Origin of the sequence: Ruegeria sp. SCP10, assembly GCF_040329495.1 — a bacterium.
In the GTDB taxonomy this organism is placed as follows: domain Bacteria; phylum Pseudomonadota; class Alphaproteobacteria; order Rhodobacterales; family Rhodobacteraceae; genus Ruegeria.
The window spans coordinates 22,326-38,007 of the sequence record NZ_JBDZYF010000004.1; the positions used below are offsets into that span (position 1 = coordinate 22,326).

A 15,682-nucleotide genomic window follows, 5' to 3' on the forward strand; every position below is an offset into this window, starting at 1 on the left:
TCGTCCTGCCATGACGCAGCAAAGCACATTTCTGATTTTGGCCCCTGTCGATGAAGGGCGGATTTACGATTTGCGCGCGCTGCTGTCCGAAATGGCCGTCAAACCCGGGCTTGCGGACTCGAAGAACCCGATTGTGCCCTTTGCAGAGTTTGACCGTCTGCACGTCGCGCGGTTCTTCCTTACTCAGGTCGACACATGGCGCGACATCGAAGCCTACGAGGTTGAAGCTCGCCCATTCCCACCACATCTGGCCTTTTTGGGTGACATGGACGGAGATCGGGACAGCTTTCTGGAAGAGTTGGCAAATCAGGCGGGCGAAGGATTGCGACGGATCTTTTCGCATTGCGAAGGCTTCCACGAAGATACGGACCTGAGCGATTGGATGGCCCGGCACAACGTCGTCGAGGCCGCCAATTACGTGAACATGCGCGGTCGCACCGTGCAGCAGGTTCGCGAAGAAGCTGCACTTGCAAAGGCACTGAAACCGGAATTGCGCGCGCTTGTGGATGCACATGGCACGGATGACGCCATTCTGTTGCATGAGCGTCTGCGAGAATTCGTCTCGACCGAACAGCAGGCAGGACGTTTGCGCCTGACGCCGCCGCAACCAGCGCCGCTGCCACAGGTCGCAAGAGACTGGATCGAGAAGATCGCGGTGCCCTTGCTGCTGCTGGCTATTTCGCCACTTGTTTTGCTGGCCTCCCCGCTGCTGCTGTGGAGGCTGCGCCGGCTTGAACGGTCCGACCCCGAAATCCTGCCGCGTCCGGACGACGCACATATTGCTGAAATGGGGACCTTTGAAGATCACGATGTCACCAACCCATTTACTGCGGTTGGCGATCTAAAGCCCGGTGGTTTCCGGCGCGCGATCACAACGGTCGCGCTGTATCTTCTGAATTACGCTGCCAAACACATCTTTCCGCGCGGCTACCTGACCCGCGTGCAGACAATCCATTTCGCGCGGTGGGTCTATTTCGACAACAAACGCCGCGTGATGTTCTGCAGCAACTACGATGGGGCGTTGGAAAGCTACATGGACGATTTCGTCAACAAGGTCGCCTGGGGGCTCAACCTCGTGTTTTCAAATGGCGTTGGGTATCCAAGTACACGGTTTCTGATCAAAGATGGGGCCGAGCAAGAGAGCAAGTTCAAACGGTTTCTGCGAAACCGTCAGCAAGCCACACTGGTGTGGTACAAGGCGTATCCCGGTCTGACGGCAATCGACCTCGACAGGCATTCACAGATCCGCGCGGGGCTTGAGCAACGCCCCGTCGGGCTCAGGGCATTGCGGAAATGGCTGGCAAAAATATGAAAGAAAACGGCGATATCCCGGTCACACGGCCCGACTTTTCCGACATGCAGGGCTTGGTCCGGTTTGGCCATGGCAAGCTGACAGAGGCCGAGTTCCTATTGCTAACCATCTCAGATGCGCAGGCCGCGCGGGATTGGTTGACTGCCGCGCCGATTACCTCAGCCGAGTGGTTGGACACCCCCCCGGAGGCTGCGCTGCAGGTCGCGTTCACAGCCAGCGGATTGCAGGCCCTTGGTCTACCGGGTGAGGTTCTCTCGCAATTTTCGCAGCCGTTCCTAGCGGGGATGGCAGGCGAGGAAAGCCGTACTCGGCGGCTTGGCGACACCGGCGGGAATGCTCCGGAAAACTGGGTCTGGGATGGTAGTGAGGTCCACGTTCTGTTGATGCTCTATGCGCGCGAGGGCGGACTCGATTCCTTGAAATCGAATTTGCTGAAAGGCGTTTTCAAAGATGCCTTCGACATCGCCCACGCACTGCCGACACGCCTAAATGACAGTATTGAACCTTTCGGTTTTGCAGACGGTATCAGCGAGCCAAAAGTGGATTGGGAACAACAAAGCCCGCCGCCAAAACATGGCCGTGAGAAATACGCCAACCTTATAGCACCCGGCGAGATCGTTTTGGGCCATGTCAATGAATACAAGGAAGTCTCACCTGCCCCACAGATCATTGGTGGCGAGGGGCATCACGACTTCGGACGTAACGGCAGCTATCTGGTCCTGCGCCAGCTTGAGCAGGATGTGGCGGGGTTCTGGCAGTATCTGGATACGGCGGCAAACGGGGACGCGGCGTGGCGCGAGGCGTTGGCGACCGCAATGGTGGGCCGCGCGCGGGACGGCACGCCCTTGATTAGGGGGCGGCGCGAGATTGACGGCGGGCGAAAGGGGAACGATTTCACCTATGAGGATGACGTCGATGGCGTCGTCTGCCCGGTCGGCGCTCATATCCGGCGGGCCAACCCGCGAACCGGTGACCAGCCACCTGGTGTTGATAGCCGATGGGCCTGGCTTACCAGCACTCTCGGGTTCCGGCGGAGACGTGATGGCCTGCCGGGCCGGCACGATCTCGTCGCCTCGACACGGTTTCACCGTCTTGCCCGTCGCGGACGTGCTTATGGCCCGCCGCTGTCTCCCGAACAAGCGCTGTCGGGCATGCCTGACACCCAAGAAGCAAGGGGGCTGCATTTCATCTGCCTTTGCGCCGACATCACGCGTCAGTTCGAATTCGTCCAGAACGCATGGATGGCCTCCCCAACCTTCGATGGTCTGCATGGTGAAGCGGATCCGCTCGTCGGCAGCCGCGAACCCGTCGGTGGCGTGCCCTCAGACAGTTTCAGTATCCAGAACGCGACCGGCATTGCAAAGCGGCTCGAAGGTCTGCCCCAATTCGTGACCGTCAAGGGCGGCGGCTATTTCTTCCTGCCCGGCATGCGCGCGTTACGCTTTCTGGCCGAGCAGAAGGACTAGGAGATACTCATGCGTGCCATCCTTCTTGTTATTCGCCGGTTTTTGCATTCTCTGCTTCAGATCGGGCTGAACTTCGAACGCAGGCTCGAACCGTTTTTCCGCCCGCAGCTAAATCGCCTCATACGCGACCCCGCGGCCCGGTTCCTTCAGCGCTTCAAGAACCGCAAGCGTCCAAACCTCGGGCTTGGTCTGGCTGAGGAGAAGATATTCGACTGGGAAGAAGAGGCCCTGCAGACGATCATCGATGAGATGCGCGAGCAGATGAACCTGCATTTTCAACCCGGCGCCTACGAACGCGGCGGGAATACAAAAACCCATGGGCTGGTGCGCGCGACCTTTACTGTGAAGTCCGATTTGCCCGAGCACCTGCGCAAAGGCGTGTTCGCAGATGAACGAAGCTATCCCGCCTATATTCGTTTCGCCGGGCCCGGCCCCGACGTGCCCGAAGATATCCGCGATGTCGGGTTTGGGTCCATGTCAGTCAAACTGATGGACGTGCCCGGCCCTAAGCTGATGGAAGAAGAGAAATTCACGCAGGACTGGCCCGCTGTCGTCACGCCAACATTTGTCACACCAGACGTACGCGAGAACGCCAAACTGCAGTATTGGAGCACCATCGACGAACCGATCTGGTATTTTCTGAACCCCAAGGACACGCATCTGATCGACTTTCTCATGCAGGGGCTGTGGAACGAAACACAGTACAATCCGTTGGGCCAACGCTATTTTAGCTGTGTGCCGTATCTGCTGGGTGAAGGGCAGGCCATGCTCTACTCCTACAGGCCGCTCACCGATGTTCCGATGAATATTCCCGGCGTCCCCTTCGGACGCGTGCCCCCGAACTACCTACGAGACAACATGGCACGCGCGCTACGCGCGGGTCCAGTCGAGTTCGAGATGCTGGTTCAGATCCAGACCGATCCGCATCTGATGCCCATCGAGGACGCCTCGGTGCTGTGGCCCGAAGATAAATCGCCCTGGATACCGGTCGCACACATCCATATCCCTCAGCAGGATTTCGACACGCCCGCCCAAATGTCCTTTGCGCGGAACCTGCGGATCAATCCCTGGCATTCGCTGCCTGAACACCGCCCACTTGGGAATCAAAGCCGGGCGCGGCGGCGCATGTACCAGGAATTGGCGGCCTTTCGCCAGAAAATGAACAAGGCTGATCACGTTGAACCGGACGGCTCCGAGACGTTCGAATGACAGTTTCGCTACCCAGTTGCGAAGATTTGGAGCGGCCAGATGCAGCGTTTCACCGCAGGACCAAACACCTAAAGTGAGGCGAACCGCTCAAACATTTCCGGCAGCAGCGTATTGCGGTAAAGACCTTCAAAGTCCGACGGACGTATGCCCGCTGGCTGGCCCGCGCGGGTGAGCATGCGGAAGAATGACTCCCATTGCTTGGTGGTGAGATCATCCAAAGCGTTCTTCTCTTCTAAGAGCGCCATGAACTCTTGTTCCGGGATCAGACCATCGCCATGCTTTGCAGCCATGTCAGTCAGTGTCCCCATATAGTCCGCCAGCAAATCTTCATCGATCATGCCGTTTTCATCATAGACCGTCGTGCGTTTGCCTGGTCGGCGTTTCGCCATCTCTTTCAGCGGAATGCCGCGACCAAGTAGGAGGTTTTTTAATCCACCAAATTTGAAGGTCGACCCAAGGGTCAGAAACATGGCCCGAGATCCGCTTGTTTCAAACGTTTGCCAGCCTTTCAGGTTTTCCGGCAGCCCAGCACGCGAAATGTCATTACCCAGATTGAAGGGAAGGATATGCTTTTCCATATCCGTCAACTTGAGCTGTACGCCTTCGCGTTTCTCGTCCTTGCGATAACCTCTGAGCTGGTTCACTTCTTTCTGCGTTAGAACCCACTCGCTCGCAAAGCCGGGATGATCAGGCGATTGGTAGCCGGGCCAAGGGTAATTTTTCTCGTCCAGAATGGCGTTGGCCGCGGCAATCAAATCGGCGCGGGTGACGTCATCGGGATCTTTGGTCAGCATATCGCGGGCAAAGACACGGCCTTTACCTTCCAAATCGGCAAACACGACACCATCCGTTATGTCGACGATATAAACCGAGTCCCCATGTGCCAAGCGGATCAGTCGGTTGGGCACGTTGTTTTTGAAATGTGCGTCCTTCCACGGATCACCAAGACCCATGTCACGAATATGCTGATCGCCCCAGGTGATGATACCATTGGATTCCAGCGGATGTTCGTCCGGGGCCTCGGCTGCCGAAGTGCCTACATATTCGTAGGTGTTGACCGTCTTTCTGGTCTCCAGCCAATCGCGCAGTTCCGGGCAATGCAGGTATAGCATTTTTTCCTTATCAACGGCCTCTACCAGATTGATGGCCGTCCACCCAACTTCGTCCGGGCGCCATTTCTCGGTGAGGTAGGGGTTTTTGCGGATGCGGCTGGTGGCTTCCTGCACAAAGGTCTGAAAACCTTCGTTGGTGATGGCCAGACCCTCGGGCCGATGCTCATTCAAGGTCAGCCCGATGATCGCATCCAGTGTTTCAATACCTTCGGGGTAGAGTTCTTGGAGCTTTGCAATCGTTGCTTTGGATGCCTCGCTTGATGGATCAAGGAACAGGTGTTCCCACTTCTCGCTTGGCGGAATATTGTGGGCCCGTTGATAATCTGTCCAGAAGGGCGTGCCACGCTCGCGGTCCTTGCGGATTTCCTGCTCCAACATGTTCATAACACCTTCTTCGGTCGCCATGTTCCGGAAGAAATCGGCCGTATTGCCCGCAACGGGCGCGCCAAGACGGGTATTCATCATGTAATAGTAGACAGCGCCCAAGCCCTCATCCTTGAGGAATTGGTGGCCATCAAGCTCGCGTAAGTTCATCATGTTCACTTCGCGCGTGCCATCTTTGGCGGTCTCTCCGATGGGCGGGCATTTCAGTTGATCGACCCAGATTTGATGACCAAAACGGTAGGCCTTGCTGAAAAAGTTTCCTTTGATCTCGGGCTTGTTCTTTTCGACCTTTCCGGCGGCAATGCCGTGGGCCACAGGATCCGTGCCTTGTTCAGGCCGGTAGATCTTTTTGTCGAAATGCGGCAGCTTGCGTTCCGCGCGCCCGAACAGATTGGCGTTCAACCCGTTGACCACGGCTTCGTTGGCAAACAGCGTGTGCGTCCAGGTACCAGTATGGATTTTCACATAGGTCATTGTGATTACGCGCCGCGCGATCTGGAAAATCTGATTATCGGACCAGTCCGGATACCGCTCCTTCAGAACCTCCGCGACCCAATTGTGGTGGCGCGCGTAGAGCGTGTGTTCTGCTTCCAATGGGGCCGTCATATTGCGCCCAAAGCCGGTAACAATCTGCTTTTGCAGCGGGCCATCTTCACTAACAGACACGTCTTTCAGCGGAAGAAATCCGCCTGTGCCGTCTTCCTCGGTGTCTTCCAGATAGAGCTTGCCGCCTGGCACTGGCGTGCCGTCCGGGTAAGAGCGCACCTCTGCCAGCGTTTCGATATCGCTGCCGTAGATGTGGCTCATGTCCCACCAGACAGTGGTGCCATGCATGCCTTCGCCATCTTCGCGCAAGGCATGCGGCGCATCGGACCGACTCCAATCATATTTCACACCAAGCGCGGCCCATTCACTGTCGGGGTCGATGGGAATCGCGTGTTTTAACGCATTGTCCGGCGCGGTTTGTGCCACGTCATGGACCAGCTGCTGCAGGTGGGCGGCGGCATGAAAACTGGCTGTTTTCGCTTCTATGGTTTGGCCATTGCGATAGCCAAAGACTTTCGCAACATCCGCTTCGTTCGGCAGTTTTGGATTTTGGGACTGGTCTTGCGGGCGATAGCCTTTTTGAAGGCCGTGATCGACAAATTCTTGGCCCACACGGCCTTCGCCTGGCCCAAATTGTGTATCAAGATACGCGCCATCAGGGGAAAAGCCAGAATCCGCCCATTTTGGTATGTCGCCCTTGGGCAGCTGACCGACGATGTCACCGCGCTCTTCGTCAGGGTCGCGTTCGCCCTTTTCCATCTGCGTACGCGCATCGCCCAAAGCCGCGAGCCGCAGAATGCCAAGCTTGCGCTGCGTCCAACGGCCCGCATTGCCAGGCGTCGCGCCGGAATTCGCCCAGGCACCAACGGGACCTAGCGCCAGAGAAACCAGAGAATCCTTGAAGTTTCGCGCCCTGTCCAGCAGCGATTTTTCGGGGATATGATCTCCTGGCCGTTTGAAATCTGTACACAAAACCCACGCATCTTTGTGGCCCTCATACGCCTTGGCCGGATCGGTCTTTAGATATTCTTCCGTCAGTTCGTTGGGTCGAAGGATACCCGCGCCGTTTTGCCCATCCACTCGGTTCTTGTCGATCTGCTGGGTCCAGAATACCGCAAACTTATGGCTTGGGTCTTTCTGAGCGGCCTTCTCGAACCAATCCGCTGCCGAGGGGAAGTCTCCCACATTGCGGAAAGCATGCGCGCCGAGGGCATAATCTTCCGCAGTCGCAAGACCCTCTTCGTGGCGTTCGATATATAGCTTTATGGCTGTCGAAAAATTGCCTGCATTTATGTTTTCCAGCGGATCGTCAGAGACAAAATCGACCCGCTGGTTGTGCTTGGCAGCAACAGGACATCCAGAAACGACGTTCATTTCAACCTCCAACAATAATTTGGGTTGAGGTGCTACAAGATACCAAAAACCCTGAATGAGATGTAGAAACGTGACACCTGCCAGCCTAAATTTGCTGGCTGGATAGGGTTTATTCTAATTTACAAGGCTTTTCAGCGCGACTGTTTTTTCTGGCATAACCGTGGAGCCTTAAACCTCGTCTCCCAGAGGCTCAGTTGCGTAACTCCCGCCTGACGCGCGTCGGTACCGTTCCCCGCTTATGAGTGTTTTCACGTTAACGCCCAGTCCACAAAGAAGTGCTGATGCTGGGATTTAAAGCGGCTTAAGTGGCGACATTCCAGGCGTCAAAGGCCTTGTGGAGGTGATTTTGGATCGTTGAGGCTGAGCGGCGGCGAGCGCACTTTGTCCGGTATGATCCGATTGGCAACAAAACCAAGGCGCTTTACCAGGCGGTGTTACAGCCGTTCTGTCGCCCGCTATTCCCGCTTCGATTAAAAAATTTGTCCGGCACGAGGCCATGCTATTCGACTGCCCTCAAAAGCCTATACTCGCGACTGGAATGCTCACTTCGACTCCATCCCGATGCCAGAGCTCACCTGGACGTTTCGGTCTCTCTCGAAGGTTTCGAGCAGCAAGCGGACAGAGCGGCCATACACGTTATCTCAGGCAATGTCCGATATCGGATCGTCTGCTGCAGCCCTGAGAAATCCCAATTGTAGAAAAATTGAAATCGAAAGCGTTGTTCCACGTTCAATGCGCATGTCGTGACCTGTTCAAGCGGCTTGCCAGGATGAGAGAATGAAATAGCTAGTGGTTAGATCGAGATGCGCACCACCTCCGTTTTTGAACACGGTAATCAAATCGTCACATTATCGCTGTATGCGACCCATCTGATAGAAGTCTGCAATCACATCATCTTGAGTAATTGGGCCCTGCGAGATCGGCCATCTTGGCGGTAGGGTTTGAGGTTGTAGGTGTTTTTTAACATGCTGATTTGGGCGGTCTCGTGTCTCTCGCGACCTTTGGGAGCAGGCAGTTACCTACATATAGAGGTGGTTAACTGCGATAAGGACGACCCACACCGGACGTTCAACTCGAGTTTAGAGATTTCCGTGTTGGTGGGCAGAATTGCCATTTGTTGACCGCTTGCTTTCAGTTTGGGTTGGTTCTTAAACGATCCACCCAAAGACATACCCCGCTCCAATCGACCCAAGTACAGCAAGCAACAGATATAGCATGAATGGCTTCAGTTTGAGCACTGGTACGATGGCCATTGCACCCCAGATGCTGACTACGCCGCCCGATACAAGGAATGCCATCGCCGCGCCTTTGGACATGCCATTGTCGATCAACCCTCGCGTAAGTGGGAGTGCCGCGTACCCGTCGATATAGGCTGGGGCACCAATGAAGACAGCGGCGGGTATGGCCCACCATTTGTCTTCCCCGACATATACAGCCAGCGATCCAGGCGTCAGTGCCGTGTTTAGGGCGTACTCGGCTGCAAACGCCGGTATCAGGCAAATAAGTATAAGCCGACTGGTCGCCCAGAATTGTTTGCCGAAGGAACGTCGTCTCGCCTCAGACCGCCATACCCAGGGATCAAAGGGCTGACCTTCGCCGCATCGCGCAGCACTCAGTTGGCGTGCGAGATCATTGCCGCGAAGCGCATTCATTGCCCAAGGTGCCCTGGAAAATAGCCCGGTAATCGCGCCCCCGAATACACCCAATCCGAAAGCTGCAAGAGTTTTGCCAATCGCAAAGCTTAGACCCAATGTTGCGGCGGTGGTCGCGAGCATCGCCGGGTCCGTTATCGGAGAGGACAGCCAGAATGCCATGATCGGTGCAAGTGGCACACCCGCAGCCAGCAACCCAGCCATTAACGGCAACACGGTAACACCGCAAACGGGCGTAACGGCTCCGATCAGCGACGCGGCCAACACCGTTCGCATTGTCCTGCCCTCAAAGGCAGCAGCAATATGAGTGTCCGCGCTGCTGGCAATGATCCAGGCCGCGAGGAAGATGCCCGGAATCACGATTGGAGCGACGACAATCAAGCCCAAGACGACGAACTTTGCAGTGTTTGCCGAGTGTTCCGGCCAAATAAGACAGACACCCGACAACAGCACCAGAGAAACGCCCCACACTAGGTGTTTGCGGGTAGATGGTTGATGGGCAGCGGTTTGATCGGACATTGCCTACTCCTTTGAACTTGAAAGTTAGAGTGGCAAGAGCCATCTTTAAAACGAATAGTTTCAATTTCAGATATTGGAAAAACTGATGGAAAATCTGGATAGCGATCTTCTGCGAACTTTCGTTGCTGTGGCTGAGGCGGGAAGCGTCACGGATGGCGCAGCTCGTATCCACCGGTCCCAATCTGCAACGAGCCTTCAGATAAAACGCCTGGAATCCATTCTGGGCCGCTCTGTTTTTGATCGGCATGGTCGCGGGGTTGTGTTGAGCGATGCCGGGCAGGCGTTGCTGTTTGTTGCGAAAGACGTGACGGCCCGCCTTGACGCGGTACAGAGGGAGATTTCCCACAATTCTGTGAGCGGAAAACTACGCTTGGGCATACCCGACGATCACGGGCGCGCCAAACTCGCGGAGATTATTGCGGCGTTTACCAGTCATCATCCTAAAGTCGAACTGGAGGTCACCTGCGCTTTGAGCGCAAATTTCCCTGATGCGCTGGACAATCAGCTGTTGGACCTTGCGGTTTATGAGGTCGAAACTCCATCTGACCATGAGGAACTCCTCTATGAAGACCCGACTTGTTGGGTGTCTTCGGCACATCGGGATTTTTCAGTCGAAGAAGTCCTACCAGTGGCCCTTTTCGATGAAGCGTGTTGGTGGCGCGACGCAGCAATCGGTTCGTTACAAGCCCTTAGAAAGCCCTACCGTATCGTCTATTCAAGCCAAAGCGTGTCCGGCGTGATTGCAGCGGTAGAGGCAGGGATCGCGGTTGGATTGCTGGGCCGGTCGTCGCTTCACCCTGGACTGGTGGTGGTCAACGAGGGGTTGGGCTTTAAGGCTACGCCTACCTCCAAGCTAGTGATGGCACCAAGTAGAGCAAAGGAGTATGGGCCTCTAGACGCTATGAAGGAATCTATCCGAGCCGCATTTTTGTCCAGAGTATGATGGGCTGTTCTGACTCTCTCCCGCTCTTCTCTGCACGCTGGATCAATGACGGCTATGTTCAGGAGAACGGAGGATCCACGATTTGAGACAAGCGACACGAACCCGAGGAAACTGTCACGGGGCTGCGGCAGGTTGAGGTGCTTGTCGAGCAGGGACTGGCGCGGATCGATGCGAAACGTCAGGTGCGCCTACCCACGGTGCCTTCTGAGATGTTTGCCCCATGCCCAACGCCAGATTTCAAGTTAAGCTGACCCAAGCCGCATTCCTTGAAGAGCTTTGCACACATGCGGCTACAAACTTAACACCATTGAGCCCGTCATGGACCGTTGGATAAGCAACGGATGCGTCAGGTGAAATCCCATTTCGGAAAGCTTGGATCGCCTCAGCAGCCTCTCCATAGATATTGGCGAAACCTTCAAGATATCCCTCGGGATGGCCCGGAGGGACTCTGCTCAATCGATTGGCGGCATCCCCAGTTCCAGCTCCATGTCGGGTGATCAGGCGCTTGGGTTCGTTGTATGGCGTGAACCAAAGGTAATTGGGATCTTCCTGAGACCACTCCAGCCCACCTTTTTCGCCGTAGACCCGCAACCGAAGTGCGTTTTCATTGCCGGGAGCCACCTGAGACGACCACAGCATACCCCGCGCGCCGCCTTGGAAACGAAGCAGAACATGGGCGTTGTCATCGACTTTGCGCCCCGGCACAAAGGCCTGCAAGTCCGCCGCAAGGCTTTCCGCTGTCAGCCCGGTTACAAAGCAAGCGAGGTTGTAGGCATGGGTTCCTATGTCACCGGTTGATCCACCCGCGCCCGAGCGTTCGGGATCGGTTCGCCACTCAGCCTGTTTGAAATCCTGCTGCTCGGTCAGCCAGTCCTGCGGGTATTCAACCTGAACCACGCGGATCTTGCCAATATCGCCGTTGGTAACCATTTCACGCGCCTGCCGAACCATTGGATAGCCCGTGTAATTGTGGGTCAAGATGAATAAGGCATTCGCGCTTTCCGCTGCTTTGACCAGCTTTTTTGCATCGGCAAGAGTCGAGGTGAGTGGCTTGTCACAAATGACATGAATACCGCGTTTCAGGAACTCACGCGCGGCTGCATAATGGACGTGATTTGGCGTGACGATTGAGACCGCCTCGATCCCAGATTTCAGCCGGGCTTCCCTTATCGCCATTTGTTTGAAGTCTTCATAGACCCGTTCGAGGCCCAGTGCCTGACCACTTTCAATGGATTTTTCGGGCGTCGAAGACAACGCACCGGCAACTAGCTCGAACTTGTCGTCCAATCGCGCGGCTATGCGATGAACGCCGCCTATGAAGGCGTCGTTTCCGCCGCCAACCATGCCAAGGCGAATGCGTCCTGAGGTTTCTTCACTGCGTCCTGTGACCATCACTCAATCCCCAGCATTTTACGATTGGCGGCTTCGTCTGCGCCACCATCAGCGAAATCATCAAAGGCTTTTTCGGTCACACGGATGATGTGATCTGACACGAACTGAGCGCCTTCACGCGCACCATCCTCGGGGTGTTTGAGACAGCATTCCCATTCGACCACAGCCCAGCCATCAAAGTCATTCGCGGCCATTTTTGAAAACACAGCCCCGAAATCCACCTGACCATCGCCCAGTGAACGGAACCGCCCGGCCCGATCGACCCAGCTTTGATACCCGGAATAGACACCCTGCCGCCCGGTCGGGTTAAACTCGGCATCTTTCACATGGAACATCCGAATCCGGTCTTTGTAGATATCGATATTGTCCAGATAGTCGAGGCATTGCAGCACGTAGTGCGACGGGTCGTATAGCATGCAGGCCCGTGGGTGATTTCCCGTCCGTTCCAGAAACATCTCGTACGTCACACCATCGTGGAGGTCTTCTCCGGGGTGGATTTCGTAGCAGACATCAACGCCGCAGTCTTCGGCGTGATCAAGGATCGGCACCCAACGGCGCGCCAGCTCATCAAATGCCGTTTCAATTAAGCCCGCAGGACGCTGCGGCCAGGGGTAAACATAGGGCCATGCCAACGCGCCTGAGAATGTCGCGTGCGCCGAAATGCCCAGGTTCTTTGACGCTGACAGTGCCTTTTTGACCTGATCCACGGCCCATTCTTGCCGGGCTTTCGGGTTGCCACGAACGCTTTCGGCGGCGAAACCATCAAACGCACTGTCATAGGCCGGGTGAACGGCCACAAGCTGGCCCTGAAGGTGCGTTGAAAGTTCGGTGACTTCGACACCATTTTCTTGGGCTTTTCCTTTGAAGTCATCGCAGTAACCCGCGCTGGACGCGGCCTGCTCGAGGTCGAACAACCGTCCGTCCCAACTGGGAACTTGAACGCCCTTGTATCCACAATCAGCCGCCCATTTGGTGATCGCGTCCCACGAATTGAACGGTGCTTCGTCCCCCGCAAATTGCGCAAGAAACAAAGCTGGACCTTTGATCGTCTTCATAAAATTTCCTCCCCAAAACCTAAGCCTCTACGGCGGTAAATTTTCCTTCAGATAGATGTCGATACGGATACGTTCCTGCGCTTTGTTGAATGGAACCTTATCCGAAGTTGCGCGCAATAGACGGACGGCTGAACGAACAATATGCCCGGTGTCTTGCGAGATTAAGGCGTCAAATGTGCCAAGCCTAAGCGCCTCACGACTGAGCGGCGTAAGCTCATGCGCTATTATCACTAGATCCTTGCTGAACCTGTTCTCTGAAAGAAATTGTATCAGGCCCGCATTGCCCGCCGCTGACGAGTATATTCCGACCAGATCCGGATAGGTTTCAAAGATTTCGGGCATCATCTTGTAAATCAGATCCGGGTCATCCCGGCCTTCGACGGACGCTACGACTTGGAGGTGCGGAAATTCCTCAGCCACAACAAGGTCAAAGCCTTGGCGACGTTCCAGGTGGTCACGCGCCAAACGAGAGCCTGTAAGAACTAAGACCTTGCCGTCGCGATGGACAAGCCGCCCCATCAACTGAGCGGCGGTTCGTCCTGCCGAAACGTTATCGATTCCCACGAAATGGTCTCGCTCGGAACTCGGCAAGTCAGACACCAAGGCGACCACCGGAACGCCTTTATCCCTGAGCCTTTTAACAGCATCCCGAACAGAAGGCGTCTCGGGCCCGAAAACGGCGACTCCGTCTACATCCAAACTGTCGACAGCATCCAGAATGTTGACGATATCTTGCGGCTCAAACGGGGCGACCTTCTTTATTTCAATGCGAGTCCGCTCGATAAATTGGTCGCGGGATTGTTCTGCGATCTGACTGCTGATCGCCTCCACAAACTCGTTGTCCGTGTCCGGCAGAACAAAGAGGAAACTGTAAACACGGTTTCGCGCAAGGTTGGCCGCAGCGGTGTCGCGCACATACCCCAGCTCATCAATTGCCTTTTGTACTTTCTGTACAGTTACGGCCCGCACGCCGGGGCGTCTGTTCAAGACCCGGTCAACAGTCGCCAGACTGACACCCGCGACGCGCGCGAGGTCATTGACAGTTGGCTTCTTCACCAATTCTAGTTTTTGTTTTTGATCTTCCACGTGTTCCTCAGCCCTCAATCTCCCGCGCTAAGCCTTCAAACAACAAAGCAACAGCCTCAGCGCCGGGATCGTTATGTCCAACTAGGTTTTCTTCGGGAACATAGGCCGCCCGGCCCGCCTTCGCACGACGAATATTTGCGGTGTTGTTCGCGCCTTCTCGGGCAGCCTCGGCCGCATGCGTCAGACCAGATGGCAGTGCGGCAAGGGCAGGGGCCAAGGCGTCAATCATTGTCCGGTCACCGACCTTGGCGCCCCCAACCTGGCTGACGCGATTCAGACCTTCGACCAGAGACTTCGGTACCGAAGCCCCGCTCGCACAGGCATCCCCGGCTGCGTTGAAAAAGATCGCAAGGATCACACCGGATGACCCACCCATTGTCTGGCTTAACTCATTGCCCAACGCTGGAAACAGTTGCGTCAGATCAGCAAGCGGCATGCGGTCAAGGCTACCTTGCAACGCTCTTGCGGCAGTGGCCAGTGTGCTTCCTGTATCGCCATCTCCGGATTTTGCGTCCAGCTCGTTCAGGTTCTTTTCTGCGTTGATGAGCAGCTCAGACAACCGGGTGATCGTTTCCTTTGTTGCGGGATTGTTCGAAGGGATTGGATCGATCGGGGTCAGGCCATCAGGCAATGGTGCTACTGTTATCGGGTTGATGGAATTGACCCCGGGCCATGCGGCCAGATCAACGGGTGCTTCGAGGGCTGACAAATCGTCCTGATCCACGGGCAGAATGGAAACCGAAAACCCGTGCATATCCAGCGATGTCATCATGGGTGCCGGGCCAATGATATGGTGGGCTATACCAGTTTCGGACAACGCATGCGTGAGGACAGCCATTTCCAGCGGAGTTGTAGAACCTAGGTTGTTGACCAACGCCACACAATCCCCAGCACCCAACCTTTGCTTTAACTTCTCAACCACTGTGGACATAGCCGATACAGCATCTGAGAATTCGACTTGCTGTACACCGGGCTCGCCGTGGATGCCCAAGCCGAGCTCTGCTTTGCCAGGTGCGATCCGGTCTTCTTTTGGAGATCCCGGAACGGTACAGGTGTCCAAGCTCATACCGATGCTGACAACCTTTGTAATGGTCCGTCTCGCTGCGGCGCTGACTGTGTCCAAATTGGCACCGCTTTCGGCAAGCGCCCCGGCTATTTTGTGAACGAACAACGTACCCGCCACGCCACGTGGTTGCGGCAGGTCGGGCAGGGCGATGTCATCATCGACGACGACCATCTCGACCTTGCGGCCCAAAGCTCGTGCGCGTTCCGCGGCCAGCCCAAAGTTCAGCCGGTCACCGGTGTAGTTCTTGACGATCAGCAAGCACCCAGCCTCACCCGTGACCGCAAGAATACCCGCCAAAACCGCCTCGACTGACGGGGATGCAAACACTTCACCGCAAACCGCTGCCGTCAACATACCAGCGCCAACGAAACCTGCATGGGCGGGTTCGTGACCAGACCCTCCTCCGGACACCAGGGCAACCTTCGACTTGTCCCAATCCGACCGGTAAACAACCTTGATATGCGGATAGCCGTCCAGCCGGGTAAGCTGACCGCCAGAGGAAGCCAGAAGGCCGTCTATCGCCTCTGTCACCAGGGTTTCTTTTGTGTTGAGGAACTGGGCCATGC

Annotated in this window: 10 protein-coding genes; 4 read left to right on the top strand and 6 right to left on the bottom strand. The window is 56.0% G+C overall.

What is annotated here, in order from left to right; all coding sequences use genetic code 11:
• The first annotated feature begins 10 nt into the window (after positions 1–10).
• Genes ABLN87_RS11410 through ABLN87_RS11420 form a run of 3 tightly spaced genes read left to right on the top strand, consistent with a single transcriptional unit; the run spans position 11 to position 3,987 of the window.
• A complete protein-coding gene (locus ABLN87_RS11410) occupies positions 11–1,312 on the top strand; it encodes a hypothetical protein (RefSeq protein ID WP_353010312.1) in 1,302 nt (433 codons plus the stop codon).
• The gene (locus ABLN87_RS11415; RefSeq protein WP_353010314.1) at positions 1,294–2,778 is read left to right on the top strand and encodes a Dyp-type peroxidase; all 1,485 of its coding nucleotides are present in this window, start codon (positions 1,294–1,296) and stop codon (positions 2,776–2,778) included. The genes ABLN87_RS11410 and ABLN87_RS11415 overlap by 19 nt, the downstream gene beginning before the upstream one ends.
• Positions 2,779–2,787: 9 nt before the next feature.
• Entirely contained in the window at positions 2,788–3,987 is a 1,200-nt protein-coding gene (locus ABLN87_RS11420; protein WP_353010316.1) for a catalase family protein, read from the top strand.
• Positions 3,988–4,055: 68 nt separating this feature from the next.
• On the opposite strand, the gene ABLN87_RS11425 is transcribed toward ABLN87_RS11420, so the two are convergent.
• Together ABLN87_RS11425 and ABLN87_RS11430 are read right to left on the bottom strand one after the other, a co-directional pair.
• Entirely contained in the window at positions 4,056–7,403 is a 3,348-nt protein-coding gene (locus tag ABLN87_RS11425) for a peroxidase family protein (RefSeq protein ID WP_353010318.1), read from the bottom strand.
• Positions 7,404–8,551: 1,148 nt separating this feature from the next.
• Entirely contained in the window at positions 8,552–9,574 is a 1,023-nt protein-coding gene (locus ABLN87_RS11430; protein ID WP_353010320.1) for a permease, read from the bottom strand.
• Positions 9,575–9,659: 85 nt separating this feature from the next.
• On the opposite strand from ABLN87_RS11430, the gene ABLN87_RS11435 reads away from it, so the two are divergent.
• Positions 9,660–10,517, top strand: coding sequence for a LysR substrate-binding domain-containing protein (locus ABLN87_RS11435; protein ID WP_353010322.1), 858 nt, complete (start codon positions 9,660–9,662; stop codon positions 10,515–10,517).
• Positions 10,518–10,754: 237 nt separating this feature from the next.
• On the opposite strand, the gene ABLN87_RS11440 is transcribed toward ABLN87_RS11435, so the two are convergent.
• The 4 genes from ABLN87_RS11440 to ABLN87_RS11455 are packed head-to-tail and all read right to left on the bottom strand — an operon-like array spanning position 10,755 to position 15,680.
• Complete coding sequence (locus ABLN87_RS11440; RefSeq protein WP_353010324.1) at positions 10,755–11,909, bottom strand: Gfo/Idh/MocA family protein; 1,155 nt, start codon at positions 11,907–11,909, stop codon at positions 10,755–10,757.
• The gene (locus ABLN87_RS11445; protein WP_353010326.1) at positions 11,909–12,964 is read right to left on the bottom strand and encodes a sugar phosphate isomerase/epimerase family protein; all 1,056 of its coding nucleotides are present in this window, start codon (positions 12,962–12,964) and stop codon (positions 11,909–11,911) included. The genes ABLN87_RS11440 and ABLN87_RS11445 overlap by 1 nt, the downstream gene beginning before the upstream one ends.
• Positions 12,965–12,991: 27 nt before the next feature.
• Positions 12,992–14,050 carry a LacI family DNA-binding transcriptional regulator gene (locus tag ABLN87_RS11450; protein ID WP_353010328.1) on the bottom strand — a complete coding sequence of 353 codons (1,059 nt, stop codon included), beginning with the start codon at positions 14,048–14,050 and terminating at the stop codon, positions 12,992–12,994.
• A gap of 7 nt (positions 14,051–14,057) precedes the next feature.
• Positions 14,058–15,680 carry a dihydroxyacetone kinase subunit DhaK gene (locus ABLN87_RS11455; protein ID WP_353010330.1) on the bottom strand — a complete coding sequence of 541 codons (1,623 nt, stop codon included), beginning with the start codon at positions 15,678–15,680 and terminating at the stop codon, positions 14,058–14,060.
• Between the last annotated feature and the right edge of the window lie 2 nt (positions 15,681–15,682).

Bases quoted from the DNA above. Each gene is read 5' to 3' on its own strand.
- ABLN87_RS11410 (WP_353010312.1), top strand. From the start codon at position 11: ATGACGCAGCAAAGCACATTTCTGATTTTGGCCCCTGTCGATGAAGGG.
- ABLN87_RS11415 (WP_353010314.1), top strand. From the start codon at position 1,294: ATGGCTGGCAAAAATATGAAAGAAAACGGCGATATCCCGGTCACACGG.
- ABLN87_RS11435 (WP_353010322.1), top strand. From the start codon at position 9,660: ATGGAAAATCTGGATAGCGATCTTCTGCGAACTTTCGTTGCTGTGGCT.
- ABLN87_RS11425 (WP_353010318.1), bottom strand. From the start codon at position 7,403: ATGAACGTCGTTTCTGGATGTCCTGTTGCTGCCAAGCACAACCAGCGG.
- ABLN87_RS11455 (WP_353010330.1), bottom strand. From the start codon at position 15,680: ATGGCCCAGTTCCTCAACACAAAAGAAACCCTGGTGACAGAGGCGATA.
- ABLN87_RS11440 (WP_353010324.1), bottom strand. From the start codon at position 11,909: ATGGTCACAGGACGCAGTGAAGAAACCTCAGGACGCATTCGCCTTGGC.
- ABLN87_RS11420 (WP_353010316.1), top strand. From the start codon at position 2,788: ATGCGTGCCATCCTTCTTGTTATTCGCCGGTTTTTGCATTCTCTGCTT.
- ABLN87_RS11445 (WP_353010326.1), bottom strand. From the start codon at position 12,964: ATGAAGACGATCAAAGGTCCAGCTTTGTTTCTTGCGCAATTTGCGGGG.
- ABLN87_RS11430 (WP_353010320.1), bottom strand. From the start codon at position 9,574: ATGTCCGATCAAACCGCTGCCCATCAACCATCTACCCGCAAACACCTA.